Consider the following 22,570-nt stretch of genomic DNA (forward strand, 5'->3'; position numbering starts at 1 on the left):
AGACTAGTTGCGGCCACTGCCCTGTTGCGCGGGTGGCCGGGCGGCTGGCCGTTGTTGCTGCATGGGGTTACCCGCGGCTGGCCGTTGCTGCTGCTTGAAAAGCTGGAACCGCGTGGGCTTCGTCGCTACGGCCGGAAATGAATTATCGTCACTGTTGATGTCGGCAATCTCCTGGAAGGGATCCAGCGTCCACTGGGTCACCTTCTTGTTGGTGGCAATCACCTTCTTGATCGACACATCATTGAAGCGCCAGATCTCGGCCGGGAAACGCGCCACCGAGTCGGTACCGTCCTCAAACTCCATCCGAATGATCACCGGCATGGGGATGCCCCCCTTGTTCTTCAACGACAGCGTGTAGAAGTTCTGCTTGCCCTCCAGCACTGAACGCTCCTCAGCCGTTAGCGTGGCCAGGTAGTCCTGGTACCTCTTGCGGTCGGCGTCGGTGACGGCGTAGGGGTCGTAGCTGTTGTAGAAGTCGCGCATGGTGGAGTCCTGGGCCACCACGCTCTCGTCTTTCTTCAGAGCATCGCGCTGTTTGCTGATGGTGTTCATCCGGCGTTGAGCCTCGGCGCGGGCCTCGGCCTTCACCACCTCGGGGTTCTGGCTGTTGGCTTGATACCAGTCTACATTCACCAGCGTTTGGTCCACGGGTTGAACCGTGAAGAACCAGCCTTTCCAGAACCAGTCGAGGTCCACGCCTGAGGCGTCTTCCAGGGTGCGGAAGAAATCGGCGGGCTCGGGCGACTTGAAGGCCCAGCGGCGGGCGTACTCTTTGAAGGCGTAGTCAAACAGCTCGCGGCCCATCACCGTTTCGCGCAGGATGTTGAGCGCCGTGGCCGGTTTGGTATAGGCGTTGGGGCCAAACGTGTTGCGCGGGATGTTGTCTGAGCTATTCATAACGGGCACCTGCTGCGTCGAGTCGAGCTTCATGTAATCGACGATGTATTGCGGGTCGATACCGTGCGCCGGGAAATTGGGGTCCCACTCCAGGCAGGCGAGGCCTTCGAGGAAGCTGTTCAGGCCTTCGTCCATCCAGCTCCACTGCCGCTCGTCGGAGTTGACGATCATTGGGAAGAAGTTGTGGCCCACTTCGTGAATAACCACCGAGATGAGGAAGTTTTTAGTGCCTACCGAATAGGTACCATCGGCTTCGGGGCGGGCGCCGTTGAAGCTCATCATGGGGTACTCCATACCACCAACGGGTCCGTGTACCGAGTACGCCGCGGGATAGGGATAACCAATGGTGCGACGCGAATACGACCGGAGCGTATGCGCGACAAGGCGGGTCGAGTACTGCTCCCATAGCGGATTGGCTTCTTTCGGGTAGAGCGACATGGCCCACACGCGCTTGCCTTCGATGTTCGGTTGCAGGGCGTCCCAGATGAATTTACGGCTGCTGGCAAAGGCAAAGTCTCGCACGTTGTCGGCTTTGTAAACCCAGGTTTTAGTACCTGTCGGCTTACCCTTCTCGGCAGCGGTGGCCTCCTCCTGCGTCACGATCAGCACCGGGTTTTCGCCGGGCTTGTCGCCTTTGTTTTTGGCTTCGTTCCAGCGCTTAAGCTGCGTGGCTGTCAGCACCTGCGACGGGTTCTGTAGTTCGCCCGTTGCACCGACGACGTGGTCGTTGGGAGCGGTGATAGCCACTCTGTAGTTGCCGAAGATGAGGGTAAACTCCCCCTGCCCCAGAAATTGCTTGTTCTGCCAGCCCGTCACGTCGCTGTAGGCGCACAACCGGGGAAACCATTGGGCCATTTCGTAGATGTAGTTACCATCCTGAGCGAAGTACTCATAACCCGACCGAGCGCCCGTTGCGCGGGCATCCACGATGTTGAAGTTCCAGTCGATGATAAACGAATACGAAGCCCCCGCTTTGAGCGGCGTGGGCAGATCGATCCGCATCATCGTTTCGTTGATGGTGTACTTCAGCGACTTCCCGGCAGCATCGGTTACTCGCGTGATGTTGTCACCATAGGGTCTGGCATTCTTTCCGGTCAGGGCGTTCAGCTGCGCGAACGAAGCGCCCCGGTCACTATTAATGCTATTCGTCTGCGATGTGCGACTGGTGGCATCCGACCGGAAGGTGTTCTGGTCAAGTTGTAGCCACAGGTACGTTAGCGCATCGGCCGAGTTGTTACGGTACGTGATGGTTTCGGTGCCTGTCAGCTTTTGCTGGGTATCGTCGAGAGTGACTTTGATGTCGTAATCAGCCCGGTTCTGGAAGTAATCTTTGCCCGGTGCCCCGGCGGCGGTCCGGAAGGTGTTAGGCGTGGGCAGCATCGGCCCAAGCTGCTCGAACTTCGTGTTGGCCCTAGTCGTCGACGGGGCCGTTTGAGCAATGGCCCGATCGCCCAGCCATAGCACAGCGGCTACGGTTAGCATCGACCCAATAGTATGACGCATAAGAAGATGTTTGTTAATGGAATATCGGCTTAAAAGTACAGAAACTGCCTGTAAATACCGTCAATGACCGTATTGACAGAATACCGTAGTGACGAAATACTGCCCTATTTTGCGGCATGAAACACCTCTTCAACTTACTGAGCTGGTGCGCCTGTGCCTTGCCCGTGCTGGCTCAACCCACCCCGCCCACACCTACTTCAACGTCAGCGCTAAGTATCGAGACGATCATGCAGGACCCTAGGCAATGGGTCGGTACGTCGCCGTCCGGGGTGTTCTGGTCCGACGATTCGCGCACGATTTACTTCACCTGGCACGATGCCCGGTCGGCCGACAAAGCGCTGGGCGACTCGCTGTACAAAATTACGCTGCCTGCCCCCGGAACGGCTGGCCGAAACGCCGCCATACCAGCTCCCGTCAAAGTGTCGATCGCCGAACGTCGGCTGCTGCCGTCGGCCGACGACCGGCCGATCTATAACCGCGCCCGCACGCTACGGCTCTACGAAAAATACGGCGATATCTTTCTGCTCAACCGCCAGACGGGCCCATCGGGCGCGCAGGTACGTATGCTCACCAGCACCGTCGAGCGCGAATCGAACCCAGTGTTTTCCGGCGACGAGAAGGCGGTTATTTTTACCCGCGCCCAGAACCTGTTTCGCCTCGACCTCACGACCGGCTTCGTCGAACAACTGACCAACTTCGACCCCGCCGCCAAAAAGCCGGAGGCCAAACAAACCGACCAGGAATCGTGGCTCAAAAAAGATCAGTTAGCCCTGTTCGACGTGCTCCGGCTACGGAAAGCCAAACGCGACGAAACCGAACGCACAACCAAAGCCGAACAGCCCCACCGCCCCAAAACGATTGGCACCGACGGCCGCACCGTCATGAATGCCAGTCTGAGCCCCGATGGTCGGCTGGTTACCTATAACCTGATGCGGTCGGCGAGCAGCAAATCGACCATCGTGCCCAATTTCATCACCGAATCGGGCTTTACGGAAGACCTCCCCGCCCGCACCAAAGTAGGCGCGCCGCTGGCAGCGGTCGAGTTTATGGTGTATGACGTTCGGCGCGATACGGCCCTGACCATTAGCCTCGCCAGCCTGCCCGGCATCACCGACAAGCCCGACTATCTGATGCCCGCTGCCGTCACGAGCGGTTCGGCGACGGCGGCGGGGCGCAGCACGGTCGCGGCCAGCGAAAAAACGGCAAAAGACACCACGACGACCCGCAAAGGCGCCACCACCAAACCGGCGAACCGGCCTGTGTACGTCAGCATGCCCGTGTGGGCCGAAGGGCCAACCGCCCGCTACGGGGTCGTCTCGATTCGTGCCCTCGACAACAAAGACCGCTGGCTGATGCTCGTCGATACCGAAAGCCCGACAACCATGAAGCTCCTCGATCGGCAGCGCGACGAAGCCTGGGTGGGTGGTCCCGGTATCGGTGGGGCCTTCTCGCCAGGTACGTTGGGCTGGCTCGACGCCCAGACGATCTACTACCAGTCGGAAGCCGACGGTTATTCGCACCTGTACACGCAGAACGTACTGACGGGCCAGAAAACCCAGCTGACCAAAGGGCGCTTCGAAGTGCAGCAGGTGACGCTATCGGCCGACAAACGCTTCTTCTACCTGACCACCAACGAACGCCATCCGGGCGAGCAGCACCTGTACCGCCTGGCCGTAACGAGTGGCCGCGATGGCGCTCTGCAACGTACCCAGCTCACCACCATGACCGGCGCCAACGACGTCACGCTCTCGCCCGACGAATCGCGGATGGTCATCCGGTATTCGGCCAGCAATAAGCCCTGGGAGCTTTATTTACTGGACGGTATCAAGAAGAAGGGGACTGAGCCGGTGGCTTTCGGTGGCTCGGCGATCCAACTGACGCAGTCGACCACCGCCAGTTTTCAGGCGTACCCGTGGCGCGAACCCGCCGTGGTCACGATTCAGGCCCGCGATGGGCAACCCATCTACGCCCGCCTGTACCAGCCCGCCGCCAACGCGGCCGTCAAAGCCACGGGCAAAGCCGTCGTCTTTGTGCATGGTGCGGGTTACCTCCAGAATGCGCACAAATGGTGGAGCCAGTATTTCCGCGAATACATGTTTCACAACCTGCTGGTCGACAAGGGCTATACCGTGCTCGACATCGACTACCGGGCGTCGGCGGGGTACGGGCGTGACTGGCGCACGGGCATTTACCGGTTTATGGGGGGCAAAGACCTCACCGATCACGTCGATGCGGCCGCCTGGCTTGTCAAAAACCACGGCGTCGATGCCAAACGAATCGGTATATACGGTGGGTCGTACGGTGGGTTTATCACCCTCATGGCCATGTTTACTACCCCCGACGTATTCAAGGCGGGCGCCGCCCTGCGCCCTGTCACCGACTGGGCGGCTTACAACCACGGCTACACCAGCAATATCCTGAACGAGCCTTACGCCGATACACTCGCCTACCGCCGGTCGTCGCCCATCTACCACGCTGCTGGCTTGAAAGGGCACCTGCTCATCTGCCACGGTATGGTCGACGTAAACGTGCATTTTCAGGATGCCGTCCGGCTGGCGCAACGCCTCATCGAACTGAAAAAGGAAAATTGGGAACTGGCGGCCTACCCCGTTGAAGACCACGGATTCGTGGAGCCAACGAGTTGGATGGACGAGTACAAACGCATCCTCAAACTGTTCGACGAGCGATTATGAGTAGCCCGTTGGCACAGTTTAACGGCTTCCTAACTCGGATTTCATAACACTGCCAGGCGGCGCACGTTCTTGCAGTAGTTGGCCCCACTAGAACCCGCCAACTACACAACACGATGAAAAAGACCCTCATGCTGCTGGCCGTACTGGCCACTACCCTGACGATGGCGCAGGCACAGGACGTGAAAGAAAATGCGAAAGCAACGGGCCGCCAGGCAAAACGGACGATGAACGCCGCCGGCGATAAGATCGACCGCGAAACCCGCGAGGCAAAAGCAGACGTGAAAGACGAAGCCAACGAAGCCTCACAGAAAACCAAGCGGGCCACCAATAAGGCGCTGAATAAAACCAAGCGCACCATGAAAAAGACCGAACGCAAGCTGGAAAGCAGTAAGTAAACCCGTTCTTTCGTTTCTAAAGCCGTCACGCGAACCCGCATGACGGCTTTTATCGTTACGTAGCGACAGGCAACCAGCCTTAACGTAACTATCGGTGCGATTGGCCTGAATGCCCTTTTGCCCTTACTTTGTCGATATGACTCAACCGCTTACCGTTCTGCTGTTCGGCATCACCCGCGATCTTGTCGGGCAATCGACCGTGGCCGTTCCCCTCACCAAGGGCGCTCGGGTTGCCGATCTGATGACGCACCTCAACGAGCAATACCCGGCTTTGGCCAATGTGAAATCGATTCTGGTGGCTGTCAATAGCGAATATGCCGAACCCGACACGGTGTTGACTCCTTCCGACGAAGTAGCGCTTATCCCGCCGGTGAGTGGCGGCTAAGTTTAGTTTTGGCGTTTCTGACTTTCCCGTTTTTAATTAGGCGACTGTCTTCACTAGCCCTAACGGACTGCCGAAACCTCCAAGCCGGAACCTGAAACCTCTTTCTATGATAGCCCTTACTGCCGATCCTATCGACTTTAGTTCGGCGTATCACTACCTGCAAACCGATGAAGCCGGGGCCATTGATTTCTTCTTTGGCGTGGTACGTAACAATACCCAAAAACGCGATGTGCAGCAGCTCGATTACGAAGCCTACGGCCCGATGGCCGTTCGTGAGATGCAGAAAATCGCCGATGAAGCCTGCCGCCGCTGGAATGTGCTCAGGTACGTTATCATCCACCGGACGGGCGTGTTGCGTATTGGCGAAATGGCGGTTCTGATTGGGGTAGCTACCCCCCACCGCGATGCCGCCTTCGAAGCGACTCGGTACATCATCGACACCATCAAACAGACGGTTCCCATCTGGAAAAAAGAGCGCTTCACCGACGGTGAAGTCTGGGTCAACGCAACGCCATGAATTAGTTTGGGGCTTATCGTTTCGAGTTTGCAGCCCTTTAGGCAACGTACCTAGGCTCCGCAATGAAGCCCATTCAACTCGAAACTGTAAACTCAAAACGTTACGCTACGGCACGGCATAGGTGCCTTCAATCGGGTAATGGTCTGAGTAAGGAATGTCGCGGTGGGTATCGAACCGAAGCAGGTATAAGCGCGGATCGTAAAACTGATTGTCGATCCGGATAAAGCGCGGGGCCCGGTTGAGCGTGAAGCCAAACCCCGACCCACCATCTTCAAACGCATTGTGCAGGCGTCGACGCAGGCGTTCGTAAATGATGCTGTAGGGCGTATCGTTGAAATCACCCGTAATAATCACCCGGTAAGGGCTGCTCTGTACGCACTGCTCGATGAGCCGGACCTCGTGCCGACGCGCCACAAACCCCGCTTTGAGCGCGCCCAACACGGTACGGGTTTCTGACTTCATAGCGTCGATTTCTTCCTTCTCGAACACCCGCCGGACCCGAATCCCCATCGACTGCATGTGCACGTTGATGATCCTGACCGTGTCGGTTCCTAGGTTAATGTCGGCCCAGACCATGCCGTTGAAGGTGCCAAACGCCCGCCGCCCCTGCCCAACAATGGGGTATTTTGAAAACGTAGTCACGCCCACGTACCCATCGTTGATCGGTTGCAGAAACGCCCGATAGCGATAGCCGGCCCGCTCAAGGCGCTGCCGCACCTCGTAGGTCGGCGAGATGCTACCCGTGTAAAATTCCTGAAAGCATTTAACGTCCGCCGGATGTTTCACCACCCAGTCGACAAGCTGCTGGCTCTTTTTTGACTCCTGCTTAAATTCGTAGAACTCGTCGGTCGCAAACGCCGATACGTTGTAACTGAGCAAATTGAGTGTCGGGCGGTTGTCGGTATTGGCGTTGGCCGAATCGAGACTTAACGTCCGCGGCCACAGCCAGTAGCCAATCAGAAAAGCCGCCAGGGACAGCAGCGCCCGCCAGGGGCGGAAAAACAGCCAGATGATCGCCAGCACGACCAACCCGACCCAGGCTACCGGCAACGTGATCATCAGCATGCTGGCAAACCAGTGCTCCGAGAGTAACGAGTGCAGCAGGTAGTAAACAAATAGGGTGTAGAAGAACAGCCCTATGTGTACCGACCAAAGCACTGACCGGGCAACGAATGCCAAAAATAGACTGATCCGGTTCTCCAGTGCCATGAACTGCGTGCTTGATTGTCGCGCAAAAGTACGCCGCGTTGGCCAAAGGGCGAAGGATACCGCGCTGCCGTTCTATAGTCGCTTTAGTGGCTGCTAGCGCCAGCCAGCTACGTCACCACACAGTAACCCACGCGCGGCCACCCTTGCTTTTCGGCAAATAACTCCTTATATTTGCGGCACTTAGCGACATCGACACGGATCAAGCAAAGGGAGTTCGGCTCCCTTTTTTCTTTGGTAGCCTTTCATGAACGACCAGCAACGCATCAGCCAGCTACTCGAACCGCACCTGAATGGGGGCGAGTATTATATCGTTGATATTCAAGTAGCTGGTCGGCAGGGAGGAACGCTCAAAGTAACCGTGTTGCTCGACTCCGACGTGGGCATCACCATCGACGAGTGTGCGCGCATCAGCCGGCAACTGGGCAACCAGATGGATGAGCTGAATTTCTTCGGCGAGGCCCCGTTCAACCTCGAGGTATCGTCGCCCGGCGTGGGTTTCCCGCTTTCGCAACCCCGGCAGTTCACCAAAAACGTGGGCCGGACGCTAAAAATCGAGACCACGGGCGGGCAAACGCTTGTGGGTACGTTGGCTTCGGTCGACGAGTCGGGTATTGTGCTCGACGTACCGCCCGCCAACATTAGTAAAACCAAACGCAAAACGCTCACCGAACTGCCCCCCGAAGGCCCCCAAACCCTGGCGTTCGACACAATCCGGAAGGCGACTGTTGAAATAACGTTTAAATAAAAGTTTAGACGTTTTCGGTTTCAGTTTTCATCTGGCCGACGCAGGGTCAACAAGCCTGCGCCAGCTACCTAAAAACGGGAAACTGAAAACTGAAAACTGCTTTTCCCATGAACAGCGGACAGTTAATTGAATCCTTTGCCGATTTTGCCCGGTCGAAAAACATTGACCGGCCCACCATGATTGCGATTCTGGAAGAAGTCTTCCGCACCATGATTCGCAAAAAATTTGAAACCGACGCCAACTTCGACGTAATCATCAACGCCGAAAGTGGTGATCTGGAAATGTGGCGCACGCGCGAAATCGTGGACGACAACTCGGAAGACATCTGGGACTATGACAAAATACCCCTCTCGGAAGCCCGTAAGATTCAGGACGACTTCGAGGTGGGGGAACAAGTGGCCGAAGAGGTCAAACTAGAAGATTTTGGGCGGCGGGTTGTGCAAACGGCACGGCAAACGCTCATTCAGCGTGTTAAAGATTTAGAAAAAGAACTGCTGTACCAGAAATACAAAGACCAGGTTGGCGACCTGATTTCGGCCGAAGTATACCAATTCCTCAAAGGCGGCGAAATTATTCTGGTAGACGGAGAAAACAACGAACTGAGCCTGCCCCGTGGCGAGCAGATTCCGAAAGACCGGTACCGTAAGGGTGAGGCCGTGAAGGCTGTCATTCACCGGGTCGACATGAACAACGGCACCCCGAAAATTGTGCTGTCGCGTACGTCGCCCGTGTTCCTCGAACGCCTCTTCGAAGGTGAGATTCCTGAAATCTACGACGGCGTGATCTCGATCCGCAAGATCGTGCGTGAACCGGGCGAGCGGGCCAAAGTGGCCGTTGAATCGTACGACGAGCGCATCGACCCGGTTGGGGCCTGCGTGGGTATGAAAGGCGTGCGGATCCACTCGATTGTGCGCGAACTCGGCAACGAAAACATCGACGTAATCAACTACACCGAGAACCTCGAACTACTCATCAGCCGCGCCCTCAGCCCGGCCAAAGTAAGCTCGATGAACATTGATCGGGAGGCGGGCCGCGTTGCCGTTTTCCTCAAGCCCGATCAGGTGTCGTTGGCCATCGGGAAAGGTGGTCAGAACATTAAGCTCGCTGGCCGGTTAGTGAATCTGGAACTGGATGTATACCGCGAAACGGACGGTCAGGAAGACGACGAAGACGTTGACCTGATGGAGTTTAAAGACGAGATCGACGAGTGGATCGTTGATGAGTTCCGCCGCGTAGGGCTCGACACCGCCAAGAGTGTACTGGCCCTGAGCCGCGAAGAACTCGCCCGCCGCACCGACCTCGAAGAAGATACCATCGAGGAAATCCTGAACATTCTGCGTCAGGAGTTTGAATAATGCTAGTTTATCAGTTTACCAGTTTAAGGGTTTCCGGGTGGCTCACCAGCGTATACAGGCTGAGGCGAAGCACCTGAAAACCCATAAACTCAAGACTCATAAACTGCCCTTGGGATTTATAATCCGTTAATCGTTGTTATCACTGTATAAACAACCACTAATTTTGTCGGGTCTAAACCGAACGTATGGCAGAAGATAAGTCAATGCGCCTAAGCCAAGTGGCAAAAATTCTCAACAAAGGGCTCTCCTCTGTTGCGAGTACGCTTTCTGCCAAAGGGTTTAAGGTGGAAGTGAATCCCAACACCAAAATCAACACAGAACAGTTGGAGGTGTTGGCGAGAGAATTTAAATCGAACGAGCTCCTGAATGGTGCCCGTAAGCCGGCCGAGGCTACGGCGCCCACAGAAGCACCGACTCGTCGGGACGACGACTACTTGCCGCGTTACTCACGCGACGATCATGGACGCCCTGTGACAGGTGCGCCCGCCGGCCAAGCGCCGGCCAGCAACCGGCCTACGGAAGCTCCCCGCCCGCAAAGCAACGCGCCTGTTGAGCGTGAAGCCGCGCCAGCCTCGGGATTACCCGGCCTGAAGGTGCTGGGAAAAATTGACCTGAACCCGAAACCAGCGGCGGCACCGGCACAGCCAGCTAAACCGCAGCAACCAGCAGCGGTACAGCCAACGGTTCAACCTGCCGCTCCGCAGCAGCCACAGCCTACGCCGCCCGTACAGGCCAAACCGGAAACGCCCAGCCAACCGGTTGAAGCGCCCAAGCCTACGCCAGCACCTGCCCCCGTGGTAGCGGCTCAGCCGAAGCCTGTCGAGCAGAAGGCCGCGCCGGTAGCACCAGCTCCGCCGAAAGCCGAAGAAGCGCCCAAGCCTGCACCGGCTCCCGTGGCGGCCACGCCGCAGCCAGCCGTTCAGAAGCCAGCCGAAACGCCGGCACCTGCAGCGGCTCCTAAGCCTGTAGCTGAAACACCAGCTCCTGCGGCTAAACCTGCTGAAACGCCAGCGCCTGCACCAGCCGATACACCTCCCACGCCCGTTGAGACGATCCGGGCCGAAGGTAGTGTGCAGCTGAAAGGGCTTACCGTGAAAGGCACCATCGATCTGACCCAGTTCAATCGCCCGCAGGGTGGTGGCGCGGCAGGTCGTGATAAAAAGAAACGTAAGCGCATCCCCAACGCCAACGACCGCCGTCCGGGCCAACCGGGACAAGGTACCGGGCAACCGCAGGGCGATCGTCAGGGTGGCCAGCGTAGCGACCGTCCGCAGGGCGAGCGCCAGGGTGGCCCCAACCAGGGCGGGGATCGTAACCAGAATCAGGGTGGCGACCGCACCAACCAGGCTGGCGGAGACCGTCGTCCACAAGGACAGGGGGGCGGCACCAACCAGAACCGGCCACAGGGTCAGGGACAAGGTGGTGGCACCAACCAGAACCGGCCGCAAGGACAGGGACAAGGTGGTGGCAACAATCAGAACCGCCCATCTAATGGACCACGTCCTGGCAGCAAAAACGACCGTCGGGGACCCGGTGATCGTGACCGCCGCGAAACGCCGTCGAAACAGGAGGTTTCGGCTAACATCCGAGCCACCAACCAACGGATTGCCGGTGGCAACACGCGCACCAACCGGGGCGCCGAACGCCGCCGTGACCGCCGAAATCAGCGCGAAGAGGACCGCCGCCTGCTCAACGAACAGGAGGAACTCGAAGCCAAAACACTGAAAGTGACCGAATACGTATCGGCCAACGACCTCGCGTCGTTGATGGACGTATCGATCAACGAAGTGATCTCGGTTTGTTTGAGTGCTGGTATGTTCGTCTCGATCAACCAACGCCTTGATGCCGAAGCTATCACGTTCATCACCGACGAGTTTGGTTATGACGTACAGTTTGTATCGGCCGAAGAGGAGGTAGAATCGGGTCTGGAAGAAGCGCCGGATGCCGACGAAGACCTTGAACTCCGCGCCCCGATCGTTACGATCATGGGTCACGTTGACCACGGTAAGACGTCGTTGCTTGACTACATCCGTCGGACGAAAGTGGCAGCGGGTGAAGCCGGTGGTATTACGCAGCATATTGGTGCCTACAGCGTGAAAACGGCTGATGGCCGCATGGTTACCTTCCTCGATACGCCTGGTCACGAAGCCTTTACGGCTATGCGGGCACGGGGTGCGAAAGTAACCGACGTCGTTATCATCGTGATCGCCGCCGACGACAGCATCATGCCCCAGACGCGTGAGGCCATCAACCACGCACAGGTAGCCGGTGTACCCATCGTGTTCGCTTTCTCGAAAGTGGATAAGCCGGGTGCCGACGCCGAGAAAATCCGGAACGAACTGGCTCAGATGAACCTGCTCGTTGAAGAATGGGGTGGTAAATACCAGTCGCAGGAAATTTCGTCGAAATCAGGAATGGGTATCGACGAACTGCTCGACAAAGTATTGCTCGAAGCCGAAGTACTGGAGCTGAAAGCCAACCCGGACCGCCGCGCCACGGGTACGGTTATCGAAGCCACACTCGACAAGGGTCGTGGGTACGTGACCACCGTACTGGTGCAGAACGGTACACTCCGCCAAGGCGACATCATGCTTGTGGGCGCTCACTATGGCCGCATCCGCGCCATGACGAACGATCGCGGCGAACGCATCAAAGAAGCCGGACCGAGTCAGCCGGTGCTGATCCTGGGTCTGCCGGGTGCACCACAGGCGGGTGATAAGTTCAACGTGATGGAAACGGACCGCGAGGCCCGCGAAATCGCCAACAAACGGGAGCAACTTCTGCGCGAGCAGACACTCCGTACCCGCAAGCACATTACGCTCGAAGAGATCGGTCGCCGGAAGGCTATCGGTTCATTTAAAGAGCTGAACGTGATTGTGAAAGGCGACTTCGACGGTTCGGTAGAAGCCCTCTCCGATTCGTTGCTGCAACTCTCGACAGGTGAAGTGCAGGTGAACATCATCCACAAAGCGGTGGGTCAGATTTCCGAATCCGACGTGCTGCTGGCCTCAACGGCGGATGCGATCATCGTTGGCTTCCAGGTACGTCCGTCGTCGAATGCCCGCCGTCTGGCTGAGCAGGAACAGATTGAGATTCGCCTGTACTCGATTATTTACGATGCGATCAATGAGATCAAAGACGCGATGGAAGGCCTGTTGGCACCGACGCAGGAAGAGGTCATCACGGGCAACATCGAAGTACGCGAGGTGTTCAAGATCAGCAAGATTGGTACGGTGGCCGGTTGTTACGTTACGGATGGCAGCATCAAGCGGAACAGCAAGATTCGGGTCATTCGCGACTTCATCGTGATCCACACGGGCGAAATCAGCGCGCTGAAACGCTTTAAGGATGATGTAGCTGAAGTTCGTACCGGTTACGAATGCGGTCTGAGCATCAAAGGCTTCAACGACATCGAAGTAGGCGATACCATTGAAGGCTTCGAAATCAAAGAGGTTAAACGCACACTGGCCTGATCGTCAGGTACGTTGATATAGCAAAGCGGTGCTGGTTTCGACCGGCACCGCTTTTTGTTTTGGCCCCGTAACGCCCGGCTCCAGCCAAGTCGTAGCGAAAGCTTATAAAAACGATCACTACGACCCGGCTGGAGCCGGGCGTTACGGAGCACCATCCATGCAATAAGATGCACACGACAAAACACAAAAAGGGCTGACATGGTAGATGTGTCAGCCCTTTTCTATAGCAAATAAGCTAGCTTATCCTTTCCAGCGGACGAAGGCTTCCATGGCTTCGTATTCGGCCAAGCCGAGACGGTTGTACAGCTCGGCGGTAGCGCGGTTGCGCTCTTCGGCACGTTGCCAGAACTCCCGCGAGTCGGTACCCTGGTACACCACGCCGTCTTTCTGCGACTGGTGTTTGAAGATACCCAACCGCTTTTTCATCACCTGATCGGGCGACATCGGCACGGCCATTTCAATCTCGTGGATATCCCACTCGGCCCAGGCACCGCGGTATAGCCACACCCAGCAATCTTTCATGAAGTTCTTGTGGCTGAGTCGGCGAACCGCTTCAAGGATCGCATCCAGACAGACTTTGTGCGTGCCGTGCGGATCGGCTAGGTCACCGGCGGCGTAGATTTGATGCGGCTTGATGGTCTCGATCAGTTCCATCGTGATCCGAATGTCGTCTTCGCCCAGCGGTTTCTTCTCCACCTTACCCGTTTCGTAGAACGGCAGGTTCATGAAGTGCGCGTTTTCGACCGGAACCCCAACGAACCGACAGGTCGATTTGGCTTCGCCCATGCGGATCAGGCCCTTCACATAACGCACCTCATCGGTATCCATTTCTGAATCCTTTTTGGCACGCAGGAAGGCGGCCGCATCTTGGAAAATGCGCGTGGCTTCGGGGCTCTTGATACCAAATTTTGTATTGAAATCGACGACGTAATCGGCGAAGCGCAGGGCTTCGTCGTCGGCCACCGCGATGTTGCCCGACGTCTGATAGCCCACGTGTACTTCGTGTCCCTGATCGACGAGCCGCTGGAATGTGCCGCCCATCGAGATGATGTCATCATCGGGATGGGGGCTGAAAATAAGGCAACGTTTCTGAGCCGGCAGTGCGCGTTCGGGGCGGTTGGTATCGTCGGCGTTGGGTTTACCGCCGGGCCAGCCAGTGATGGTATGCTGTAGCTGGTTGAAAACGTCGATGTTGATGTCGTAGGCTTGCCCATACTGTGCCAGCAGATCGGAAACACCGTTGTCGTTGTAATCGCGGTCGGTCAGTTTTAGAATGGGCTTTTGAAGCGTCAGCGACAGGTACGTTACCGCCTTTTTCTTCATCGCGTTGTCCCAGGTCACCGAGTCGACCAGCCACGGGGTTTTCATCCGGGTCAGTTCCGAGGCCGCCGCTTCGTCGATCACAAACAGCGCGTTGGGGTGCGTTTGCAGGTACGACGCGGGGTTTGTCTCGGTAACGGTTCCTTCTACGGCGCCGCGAATTACCGGCGCTTTGCGCTCGCCCCAAGCCAGCAGCACCACCCGCTTGGCTGCCAGAATGCTGGCGACACCCATGGTGATGGCTTTGCGGGGTGTGCGGGGAAGCCCCCCAAAATCGACCGCCGCCGCCGCCCGCGTCGAGTGGTCGAGCATCATCAGGCGCGTGTGGCTATTGATGAGTGAACCCGGCTCGTTGAAGCCAATATGGCCATTCCCCCCAATACCCAGGAGTTGAAAATCTAGGCCACCTGCTTCCGCAATCTGCCGATCGTACCGCTGCGCAAACTCCGCCACTTTTTCGGGGCGAATGGTGCCATCAGGTACGTTGTAATTGCCTTCGGGAATGTCGACGTGGTCGAACAGCTGTTCACGCATAAACCGCCAGTAGCTCTGCAACGAATCGGGCTCCATGGGGTAGTATTCGTCGAGGTTGAACGATACTACGTTGCGGAAGCTCAGCCCTTCTTCGCGGTGCATCCGAATCAGTTCGGCATAGACCGTCTTGGGCGACGACCCGGTTGCCAACCCCAGAATGCAGGGCAGGCCTTCCTGTTGCCGTAGCCGAATCAGATCGGCAATTTCGTGGGCGACAGCACGTGAGGCGGCTTTGGCATCCGCGTAGATGTGGGTGGGGATTTTCTCGTAGGTAATGGCTGACTGAAGCGGACCACTAAAGGCGGCATCAGGGAGAGTTGGTTCAGCAATCATACGTTAAACAGCGGTTGATTGGAGCCGCAAAGGTAAACAGTTCCCCTCGATCCGCAGGGCCCCTCCCTCAGTAATCTGCTTCGTAGTCAATGGCGGCAATCTGCCAGGTACGTTCACCAGTGGGTGTTCGTAAGGTTACGGTTTCTCCTAAGCGTTTACCCTGCATCGACCGGGCTACGGGGGCTGTAAAGGCAATGCGTCGTTGGGCGGCGTTGGCCTCGTCGACACCGACGATGGTCAGTTGCCAGTCAGGTTGGCCGGGCGCCTGTAAGGTTATGGTAGCCCCGAAACGCACATCGTCGGTAGGTTGCTGCTGCGGCTCTACCAGCCGGGCGCTGGCAATGCGGGCGTTGAGCGCCCCAATCCGGCCGTTCAACTCGGCGAGTTGCCGGGTACGTTCGGGGTCATCAGGCACCCCCGTGGTCTGAATCCGGGCGTGGTCGGCTTCTAGTTCGGTCAGTTCGGCACGCAGCAAGCTTAGGCCACGGGGGGTCACGTAGTTGGGGGTGTTGGGCGGCAGGGGAGCCCGCGCCGGAATAACAACGGGGCCGTCGGCAGTTTCGTTTTTGAGGAACGCGCTACTCATGGCCGTTCGTTGGCTAATTGGTCGGCAGTCCAGGCTGTTTCCAGGCTGGTGAGACCGTTTTCTTCTGAAATAATCCGGTGTACATCGGGCTGTTTGATGGCCGCCGCCTGATCGCGGAACATCAGCCGGAGCAGTTCACTGTAGCGGTGCTGTTTCTCCACCTCAAACCCAAACCGAAGCTCGATCTGCTGGTAGGCGTGGAAGGTCTTGTGGCGACCGCCAATGGGTTTCGACGGGTCAATGTTGGCCGTAACGTCGAGTTGCGCGCCAGGGAAGAGCGTCATTAGTTCGCGGGTGGTGGTTTCGTCGGCGACGCAGCGGAGCACCATGCGGGTGGGCACCCACTCATAGAGCGTGATGTCGCCGCGCTCGAAAACCAGCCGCATCTCCTGCCGGTCCATCCGCCCGGTTTGGGTAAAACCGTGGTAAAAGTTGACGAATTGATGATTACCGGCATCGCCGTACCGAACCGTGGCCTGCACCTGATCGATGATATCCGCGCTGTTGGGGCGCTGGGTAGTCTGCGCCGCTACCACCTCACCTTTACCCAGCCAACCGGCAAAGAGATCGAAGAAGTGCACGCCGTGTTCGATAAAAATACCGCCCGATTTACTACGATCCCAGAACCAGTGTTCGGGGCTCAGGCCTTCGTCACCCGCGTAGTTCTCGAAATACCCGTGCAGGAAGTCGCCGAGCAATTGTTTGTCGATCAGGTGTTTGATGCGGGCAAAAAGCGGGTTGTACCGCTGCATGAGGTTCGTCACCATCAGCAGCCCCTTTTCGGCGGCTTTGGCCAGCATTTCCCGGCCCTGTTCGGGGTTCATCGCCAGCGGCTTCTCGCAGATGACGTGCTTACCGGCTTCGAGGGCCAGCATCGCCTGCTCGTAATGTAGAAAAGGCGGCGTGGCAATGTAGACAATATCGACGTCGGGGTGCGCGACCAGTTCCTTCAGGCTACCGAGTTGGTCGGCCCCAAACCGCTGCGCGGTGCGGATGGCTTCTTCGCGTTTCGAGCCGGCAATGGCTACGAGCCGCGTGTTAGGATGTTGCAAAAACTGTTGAACAGCGTAGAGCCCAAAGCCCCCCATCCCAATCACGCCAATGCCCATTTCCTTCTGTTCCATAACGTTGTATTCGGTTTGATCGGCCGCTGTTGGCGACCAATGTCTTCTCTTCCAACTTCCGTAGGTACGTTAATGTTATGGCAACAGAAAGTCGTATATTTAACAACCAACCCAATCGTCGGTAGCACGACGTCACAGCGTATGGTCGCCTCAGCTCAGCCCACCGAGCAATCTGGTATTGACTTGCCTCAATCGCTACAAACCGTCGATGAGTTTGAAGCCTGGCAACGCCTGTTCGTCAAGGAAGGAAGTTACGAGTTCGTGCGGGGGCGCGTTATTCCCAAACCCGCCATGAAACAGGACGAAGTCTTTATTACCGACTTTCTTTTGCGTCTTTTCACCAAGACAAACGCCTATGCACAGGGAGATTCACTGCTGCCCGAAACCGATTCATACGTGGATGGGGTACGCAAACGGATTCCTGATATAACGTACCTGACGGCGGAACAGAAACAAGCGATTCGGCGGGGGGAACGCGTCAGTACCCTGTTTGCCATTGAACTCCTGTCGGAATCGGAATCCTTCGAAGACGTTACCGACAAGATTCAGGATTACTTCGATGCTGGGGCGCAGTTGGTCTGGTACATCGCTCCCCGGCAGAAACGGGTGTATGCCTACACGTCAGCCACTGAGTCTGTGGTCTACAAAGCCGACGCAACCCTGTCGGCGGCTCCCCTCCTGCCCGATTTCCAGTTTACACTGACCAATTTGTTTGCCTGAGTGGCCGGGTCAGGTACGTCTTTTTACAGCCTCAAACGCTGCTGACATAGGGCTGTCAGTGGTTGCGCAGACCTTTGTATGGTCAAGTGACAACGACTGCTTCACCGCTCAATTCTCCGTTCAGCATGCTTACTGTACTGCCCGCCATCAACTGGCTAAGTGTTCTTGTTGCCTTTGTACTCTATTTTGGCTTAGGTGCCTTCTGGTACCTGTTTCTGTTCCCCAAACCGTATCGGATTTCCCTCGGGCGAAGCGCCAACGAGCCACAAAGCGGCAATCCACTGTACATCGTCGGGCCAGCGGTCTGTTCGCTGATTATCACCCTAACGAGCGCGGTACTGTTATACGCCCTGAACGTGACGTCGTATGGTGCGGCCACACTTTTTGCGGCGGTAGTTGGCGGTGGCTATCTGGTTACCAACACGGTCAACATTGCTATCAATCCGAATATTCCCCGGCCCTTCCTGTATGGGCTGATTACGGGCAGCTACCACTTTGTTGGTCTACTGCTGATCAGTCTGTTGTTGGTAGCTATGCGCTAGGGTAATGAGGCAGAGCGCAGTGACACACCCGTCAACGGCGCTCTGTCTATCAAGCCATTAGGCAACTTATTGGCCAGCCGCTAATAAACCATCGACGGTTTGGGACGGGGAATATGGCCCCGGTGGTCGTGCTGCAATAGTAGTTCGAACAGCTTCACCGTAGCGGCGGCGTCACCATACGCGCGGTGGCGGGCCGATACCGGAATTTCGAGCGACCGGCAGAGCTTACCGAGGCTATACGACGGCAAGCCGGGAATGATTTTACGACTCAACCGGACGGTGCAGAGCGTTCGCCGCAAGAACTCGCGGTCGAGCCAGTTCATCTCTTTTTGCAGGAAACCGAAATCGAACTGCACATTATGCGCCACAAAAATGGCCCCGTCGGTGATCTCATGCACACGGTCGGCCACCTGATCGAACGTAGGGGCTTCGGCCACCATCGCGTCGGTGATGCGCGTGAGCTGACTGATAAACGGCGGAATGGGATGGCCCGGATTAAGGAGGGTCTGAAACTCGTCGACGATCTGGTTACCGTCGTGGCGGATCAGGGCAATTTCAGTAAGGCGAGTGGGGCCTTTCACGCCGCCAGTGGTCTCAACGTCAACGATACAATACACGCAGTGCGAAATAGGATGCTAAGAGTGATACCAAGAACTCACGCACCATGCGCGACAATTGACATTCCCTTAAGTGGATAAGCGATTAGCCGATAGCCTAAAAATAGAACGCGACAACGAAACGAACAATTCCAGACACAAAGATGACCGGTGGCCCACTACTTTTGCGAGTATGACGCGCTACGGATTAATCGGCCACCCACTGACCCACTCCTTCTCCCAGAACTATTTCACCCAGAAATTCGCCCGCGAAGGCATCGCCGACGCCCGCTACGACCTGTTTGACCTGCCCGACATCGCGGCCCTGTCCGACTTATTGCAAACACCTGGGCTGCGGGGGCTGAACGTCACGATTCCGCATAAAACCAACGTGCTGCCCTACCTAGACCGGCTCGACGCATCGGCGCAGAAAGTGGGCGCTGTCAACGTGATTCGTCTCGAAACGGACGGCAGCCGAACCGGCTTCAACTCCGACTATTACGGCTTTCGGCTGGCGCTGGAAGAAGCGTGGCGGGAAGGGCACGGGGCAGGGGGCGTTGGGCAGGGCATGAAGGCGCTCATTCTGGGGACGGGTGGGGCATCGAAGGCGGTGGTGGCGGCGCTTACGGATATGGGGATTGCGCACAAAATGGTGTCGCGCACGCCCGATGCCAATGGTCTCCGCTACGCCGACGTACCTGACTTGATCGCCGAGTATCACCTGATCGTCAACTGTTCGCCCGTGGGTACGTACCCCAACGTATCCGCCGCGCCCGATCTACCTTACGATCGGCTCACACCCCAGCATTTTCTGTATGACCTGGTCTACAACCCCGCCGAAACCGAATTTTTGCGGCGGGGGCGGGCGCAGGGAGCTGCCGGTCTCAACGGCTATCGGATGCTCGTTTTGCAGGCCGAAAAGTCGTGGGAAATCTGGAATGAACACTAGTCGAATTCAACCCGACGGCTCACGTCGGGTATTTTCTGTCTTTTAACCGTCATCACCGATGTCACTTCTGCTCATTGCCAACATTACGGCCAAACCCGGCTGCGGCCCCGATCTGAAACCCGCCCTACTTGAGTTGGTCGAAGCTGTCAGGACCGAACCCGCCTGTTTGTTGTACGAACTCTACGAAAGCACCGAATCACCCGACCGCTTCATCATGCACGAACGTTGGCCCGATCAGGCGGGGCTCGACGCCCACAACCAGATGCCGCACATGGCCGCGTTTCAGCAGAAAGCCGGCTCGTTGCTCGACGACGTAACCCTGACCAAAGTAGAGCAGTAGCCGAGGCCAGGCACCCGCTTCCGTAAACGAACCAACCGATTTTAGCCCCACCGAAGCTGGTGCTTTGGTATTATTCATTATGCTTTTCCAAAACGCAACCGTTTTTACCGGCGATCAACTGCTGTCGGGCTACGATGTACTGATCGAGCGCGGTCAGATCAGCGCCATAAGTACCGATCTACTCGACGCCACCACCGAGCAAGTGATCGATCTGAATGGCGATTACCTGGTGCCGGGCTTCATTGACCTGCAATTGTATGGTGGCTCGGAAGCGTTCCTAAACGAAACACCCACGCCCGACGCGATCCGGCAGATTTTCGACAGCCACGCCCGCAACGGCACCACCACGCTGCTGCCCACGATGCACTCCGACACGTTGGCGCAGATGCAACAGGCCATGGCAGCCATCGCGACGGTGCGGGACGCCATGCCGCTCAACGTACCCGGCATTCACCTGGAAGGCCCTTATTTCAACCCAGTAAAACGCGGGGCGCATCGGGCAGCGCTGGTACGTACCCCAGCCGAAGGCGAACTGGAAGCGCTCTTCAGCACCAATGCCGACGTGATCCGTATTCTAACGGCCGCGCCTGAGGTTCTCTCCGATGAGCAACTCGCTCTCCTGAATCAGTTGAAGCACCCCGACACGCTGCTGTCACTGGGGCATAGTAACGCCACCTATCAGCAGGCAACCGATGCCTTCAATGGCGCGGGAGCCTCGCCCGTATTCACGCTGGCAACGCACCTGTACAACGCCATGCGGGGCTTCGAAAGCCGCGAGCCAGGCACTGTAGGGGCTATTTTCGATCACCCAACCGTGGCCTGTAGCATTATCGCTGACGGCTACCACTGCGCCCCGGCGGCCATTCGGATGGCGCACCGGCTGCTCGGCCCCGACCGGCTCTTTATGATCTGCGATGCGCTGTTTGCCAACCCGCCGCGCCCCACCTTCGCGCTGGGCGATTTCATCGTCAGCTACGAACCCGGCAGCGGCACACCCGACGAGCCCCTGCACGGTCGGTACGTCAGCCACGAAGGGAAGCTGGGCGGCACAGCTATCACCCTCGCCGATTGTGTGCGGTACGCCGTGGATACCGTCGACCTGCCGCTGACGGACGTATTACGGATGGCGTCGACCACGCCGGCCCGCCTCATTGGTCTCGATACTCAGATTGGCCATATAAAGGCTGGGTACGTGGCTAACCTCGTTCACCTCGACCGGTCATTGACCGTGAAGGGCGTCTGGATCGACGGAGAAGCGCTGGCCTAAGCGCGTCGCCACGTCCACAGCTCATCCGTCCCAACTTGCTCGCGGCTCACCAACGTACCTCGCGCGGTTGGGGCGGCAACACCCTGACCCAGCGTCTGCATGCTTCGGAATTGGCGAATTTCGTCCCAAAGCCCGGCGTCGAGGAACGTACCCAGCACCTGCGCCCCGCCCTCAACCAATACCGATTGAATACGGCGTTCGTGCAGGTCGGTGAGTAAGTCTGGCAGTGAATCGGCGGCGGCGTAGCTCACGTTTTCTGAAGCTACAGGTACGTCCAGTCCCGACCGATGATAGACCAGCGTTGGTTGGGTGCCATCAAACAGATGGAGCGTGGTAAGTAATGCAAGCGTGCGATCCAGCACGACCCGCACCGGCGACCGACCCGGCCATAATCGCGTGTTGAGGCGGGGGTTATCGTGGCGAGCGGTGGTGGTCCCAACCAGAATTGCGTCTTCTTCGCTCCGCCAGCGGTGCACCAGCCGCCCCGCCAGTGGCCCACTAATGGGAACCGGCGTAGCACCAGGGCCACCCATGAAGCCGTCGGCAGTCTCAGCCCATTTCAGGATGACGTAGGGCCGTTGCTGTTCGATAGCCGTAAAAAAACGGGCATTCAGCAGGCGGCCTTCGTCGGTCAGCAAGCCTGTAATTACCTCGATACCGGCATCACGCAGTTTTTCAAAGCCTTTGCCAGCTACCAGCGGATTGGGGTCGTCGTTGCAACACACGACCCGGCCCAGTTGCTTTTGGATAAGCAGATCAGCGCAGGGTGGCGTTTTGCCCCAATGCGAACAGGGTTCAAGCGTGACGTAGGCCGTCGATTGGGGCAGCAGCGCTTCGTCGGCTGGCAGCACGGCCCGAACGGCATTGACTTCGGCATGGGGGCCGCCATACTGTTGATGCCAGCCTTCACCCAGGATGCGCCCCGTAGCACCCTCCCCTAAATCGTGGACAATGACACAGCCAACCATCGGGTTGGGACTAACGTGACCCCGACCCAACGTAGCCAGATCGAGGGCCCGGCGCATGATCAGTGAATTGGGTGTATTCATCAAACCTATAAGGTTTCGAAAACCTTATAGGTTTAAAA

General features: G+C 57.5%; 19 protein-coding genes. 12 read left to right on the forward strand and 7 right to left on the reverse strand.

The window, feature by feature from the left end; all coding sequences use genetic code 11:
• Positions 1-3: 3 nt before the first annotated feature.
• Positions 4-2,400: a M1 family metallopeptidase gene (locus FAES_RS27355; protein ID WP_015334456.1), complete on the reverse strand. Its 2,397-nt coding sequence runs from the start codon at positions 2,398-2,400 to the stop codon at positions 4-6.
• Positions 2,401-2,516: 116 nt separating this feature from the next.
• On the opposite strand from FAES_RS27355, the gene FAES_RS27360 reads away from it, so the two are divergent.
• From FAES_RS27360 to FAES_RS27375, 4 genes are all read left to right on the forward strand, one after another.
• The gene (locus tag FAES_RS27360) at positions 2,517-5,093 is read left to right on the forward strand and encodes a S9 family peptidase (RefSeq protein ID WP_015334457.1); all 2,577 of its coding nucleotides are present in this window, start codon (positions 2,517-2,519) and stop codon (positions 5,091-5,093) included.
• A gap of 113 nt (positions 5,094-5,206) precedes the next feature.
• Complete coding sequence (locus FAES_RS27365) at positions 5,207-5,488, forward strand: hypothetical protein (RefSeq protein WP_015334458.1); 282 nt, start codon at positions 5,207-5,209, stop codon at positions 5,486-5,488.
• Between the two features lie 136 nt (positions 5,489-5,624).
• The gene (moaD, locus tag FAES_RS27370; RefSeq protein WP_041259566.1) at positions 5,625-5,873 is read left to right on the forward strand and encodes a molybdopterin converting factor subunit 1; all 249 of its coding nucleotides are present in this window, start codon (positions 5,625-5,627) and stop codon (positions 5,871-5,873) included.
• 106 nt (positions 5,874-5,979) lie between these two features.
• Positions 5,980-6,390 carry a molybdenum cofactor biosynthesis protein MoaE gene (locus tag FAES_RS27375; protein WP_015334460.1) on the forward strand — a complete coding sequence of 137 codons (411 nt, stop codon included), beginning with the start codon at positions 5,980-5,982 and terminating at the stop codon, positions 6,388-6,390.
• Between the two features lie 105 nt (positions 6,391-6,495).
• Here FAES_RS27375 and FAES_RS27380 read toward each other — a convergent pair whose 3' ends face one another.
• Positions 6,496-7,599 carry an endonuclease/exonuclease/phosphatase family protein gene (locus FAES_RS27380; protein WP_015334461.1) on the reverse strand — a complete coding sequence of 368 codons (1,104 nt, stop codon included), beginning with the start codon at positions 7,597-7,599 and terminating at the stop codon, positions 6,496-6,498.
• 244 nt (positions 7,600-7,843) lie between these two features.
• On the opposite strand from FAES_RS27380, the gene rimP reads away from it, so the two are divergent.
• The 3 genes from rimP to infB all read left to right on the forward strand — a co-directional run bounded on the left by rimP (position 7,844) and on the right by infB (position 13,172).
• Positions 7,844-8,344, forward strand: a complete 501-nt coding sequence (gene rimP / locus FAES_RS27385; protein WP_015334462.1) for a ribosome maturation factor RimP — start codon at positions 7,844-7,846, stop codon at positions 8,342-8,344.
• Between the two features lie 107 nt (positions 8,345-8,451).
• The gene (gene nusA, locus FAES_RS27390) at positions 8,452-9,699 is read left to right on the forward strand and encodes a transcription termination factor NusA (protein WP_015334463.1); all 1,248 of its coding nucleotides are present in this window, start codon (positions 8,452-8,454) and stop codon (positions 9,697-9,699) included.
• 185 nt (positions 9,700-9,884) lie between these two features.
• Positions 9,885-13,172, forward strand: a complete 3,288-nt coding sequence (gene infB, locus FAES_RS27395) for a translation initiation factor IF-2 (RefSeq protein ID WP_015334464.1) — start codon at positions 9,885-9,887, stop codon at positions 13,170-13,172.
• Positions 13,173-13,412: 240 nt separating this feature from the next.
• Here infB and FAES_RS27400 read toward each other — a convergent pair whose 3' ends face one another.
• The 3 genes from FAES_RS27400 to FAES_RS27410 form a co-directional block, all read right to left on the reverse strand.
• Positions 13,413-15,359, reverse strand: coding sequence for a glucosamine-6-phosphate deaminase (locus FAES_RS27400; RefSeq protein WP_015334466.1), 1,947 nt, complete (start codon positions 15,357-15,359; stop codon positions 13,413-13,415).
• 67 nt (positions 15,360-15,426) lie between these two features.
• Positions 15,427-15,945, reverse strand: coding sequence for a GreA/GreB family elongation factor (locus tag FAES_RS27405; protein ID WP_015334467.1), 519 nt, complete (start codon positions 15,943-15,945; stop codon positions 15,427-15,429).
• Positions 15,942-17,069, reverse strand: a complete 1,128-nt coding sequence (locus FAES_RS27410; protein ID WP_015334468.1) for a Gfo/Idh/MocA family protein — start codon at positions 17,067-17,069, stop codon at positions 15,942-15,944. The genes FAES_RS27405 and FAES_RS27410 overlap by 4 nt, the downstream gene beginning before the upstream one ends.
• Before the next feature lie 141 nt (positions 17,070-17,210).
• Between FAES_RS27410 and FAES_RS27415 the strand changes: the two genes are divergently transcribed.
• Both FAES_RS27415 and FAES_RS27420 read left to right on the forward strand, forming a co-directional pair.
• A complete protein-coding gene (locus FAES_RS27415) occupies positions 17,211-17,789 on the forward strand; it encodes a Uma2 family endonuclease (RefSeq protein WP_041258439.1) in 579 nt (192 codons plus the stop codon).
• 125 nt (positions 17,790-17,914) lie between these two features.
• Entirely contained in the window at positions 17,915-18,331 is a 417-nt protein-coding gene (locus FAES_RS27420; protein ID WP_015334470.1) for a DUF1761 domain-containing protein, read from the forward strand.
• A gap of 80 nt (positions 18,332-18,411) precedes the next feature.
• On the opposite strand, the gene FAES_RS27425 is transcribed toward FAES_RS27420, so the two are convergent.
• Positions 18,412-18,948 (reverse strand): 3'-5' exonuclease, encoded by a 537-nt coding sequence (locus FAES_RS27425; RefSeq protein WP_015334471.1) that lies wholly within the window; start codon positions 18,946-18,948, stop codon positions 18,412-18,414.
• Between the two features lie 172 nt (positions 18,949-19,120).
• Here FAES_RS27425 and FAES_RS27430 point away from each other — a divergent pair, with 172 nt between their 5' ends.
• The 3 genes from FAES_RS27430 to nagA all read left to right on the forward strand — a co-directional run bounded on the left by FAES_RS27430 (position 19,121) and on the right by nagA (position 21,483).
• Positions 19,121-19,876 (forward strand): shikimate dehydrogenase family protein, encoded by a 756-nt coding sequence (locus FAES_RS27430; protein WP_015334472.1) that lies wholly within the window; start codon positions 19,121-19,123, stop codon positions 19,874-19,876.
• Between the two features lie 58 nt (positions 19,877-19,934).
• Positions 19,935-20,216, forward strand: coding sequence for a putative quinol monooxygenase (locus tag FAES_RS27435; RefSeq protein WP_015334473.1), 282 nt, complete (start codon positions 19,935-19,937; stop codon positions 20,214-20,216).
• A gap of 79 nt (positions 20,217-20,295) precedes the next feature.
• Positions 20,296-21,483 carry an N-acetylglucosamine-6-phosphate deacetylase gene (nagA, locus tag FAES_RS27440; protein WP_015334474.1) on the forward strand — a complete coding sequence of 396 codons (1,188 nt, stop codon included), beginning with the start codon at positions 20,296-20,298 and terminating at the stop codon, positions 21,481-21,483.
• On the opposite strand, the gene ribD is transcribed toward nagA, so the two are convergent.
• On the reverse strand, positions 21,480-22,532 hold the full coding sequence (ribD, locus tag FAES_RS27445; protein ID WP_015334475.1) for a bifunctional diaminohydroxyphosphoribosylaminopyrimidine deaminase/5-amino-6-(5-phosphoribosylamino)uracil reductase RibD: 1,053 nt from the start codon (positions 22,530-22,532) through the stop codon (positions 21,480-21,482). The two genes, nagA and ribD, sit on opposite strands and share 4 nt — an antisense overlap.
• Positions 22,533-22,570 lie beyond the last annotated feature (38 nt).

It is taken from the genome of Fibrella aestuarina BUZ 2, assembly GCF_000331105.1.
Taxonomy (GTDB): domain Bacteria; phylum Bacteroidota; class Bacteroidia; order Cytophagales; family Spirosomataceae; genus Fibrella; species Fibrella aestuarina.

What these genes read in the sequence shown, in the direction of transcription:
- FAES_RS27355 (WP_015334456.1), bottom strand. Translation starts at nt 2,400, where the DNA reads ATGCGTCATACTATTGGGTCGATGCTAACCGTAGCCGCTGTGCTATGG.
- FAES_RS27360 (WP_015334457.1), top strand. Translation starts at nt 2,517, where the DNA reads ATGAAACACCTCTTCAACTTACTGAGCTGGTGCGCCTGTGCCTTGCCC.
- FAES_RS27365 (WP_015334458.1), top strand. Translation starts at nt 5,207, where the DNA reads ATGAAAAAGACCCTCATGCTGCTGGCCGTACTGGCCACTACCCTGACG.
- moaD (WP_041259566.1), top strand. Translation starts at nt 5,625, where the DNA reads ATGACTCAACCGCTTACCGTTCTGCTGTTCGGCATCACCCGCGATCTT.
- FAES_RS27375 (WP_015334460.1), top strand. Translation starts at nt 5,980, where the DNA reads ATGATAGCCCTTACTGCCGATCCTATCGACTTTAGTTCGGCGTATCAC.
- FAES_RS27380 (WP_015334461.1), bottom strand. Translation starts at nt 7,599, where the DNA reads ATGGCACTGGAGAACCGGATCAGTCTATTTTTGGCATTCGTTGCCCGG.
- rimP (WP_015334462.1), top strand. Translation starts at nt 7,844, where the DNA reads ATGAACGACCAGCAACGCATCAGCCAGCTACTCGAACCGCACCTGAAT.
- nusA (WP_015334463.1), top strand. Translation starts at nt 8,452, where the DNA reads ATGAACAGCGGACAGTTAATTGAATCCTTTGCCGATTTTGCCCGGTCG.
- infB (WP_015334464.1), top strand. Translation starts at nt 9,885, where the DNA reads ATGGCAGAAGATAAGTCAATGCGCCTAAGCCAAGTGGCAAAAATTCTC.
- FAES_RS27400 (WP_015334466.1), bottom strand. Translation starts at nt 15,359, where the DNA reads ATGATTGCTGAACCAACTCTCCCTGATGCCGCCTTTAGTGGTCCGCTT.
- FAES_RS27405 (WP_015334467.1), bottom strand. Translation starts at nt 15,945, where the DNA reads ATGAGTAGCGCGTTCCTCAAAAACGAAACTGCCGACGGCCCCGTTGTT.
- FAES_RS27410 (WP_015334468.1), bottom strand. Translation starts at nt 17,069, where the DNA reads ATGGAACAGAAGGAAATGGGCATTGGCGTGATTGGGATGGGGGGCTTT.
- FAES_RS27415 (WP_041258439.1), top strand. Translation starts at nt 17,211, where the DNA reads ATGGTCGCCTCAGCTCAGCCCACCGAGCAATCTGGTATTGACTTGCCT.
- FAES_RS27420 (WP_015334470.1), top strand. Translation starts at nt 17,915, where the DNA reads ATGCTTACTGTACTGCCCGCCATCAACTGGCTAAGTGTTCTTGTTGCC.
- FAES_RS27430 (WP_015334472.1), top strand. Translation starts at nt 19,121, where the DNA reads ATGACGCGCTACGGATTAATCGGCCACCCACTGACCCACTCCTTCTCC.
- FAES_RS27435 (WP_015334473.1), top strand. Translation starts at nt 19,935, where the DNA reads ATGTCACTTCTGCTCATTGCCAACATTACGGCCAAACCCGGCTGCGGC.
- nagA (WP_015334474.1), top strand. Translation starts at nt 20,296, where the DNA reads ATGCTTTTCCAAAACGCAACCGTTTTTACCGGCGATCAACTGCTGTCG.
- ribD (WP_015334475.1), bottom strand. Translation starts at nt 22,532, where the DNA reads ATGAATACACCCAATTCACTGATCATGCGCCGGGCCCTCGATCTGGCT.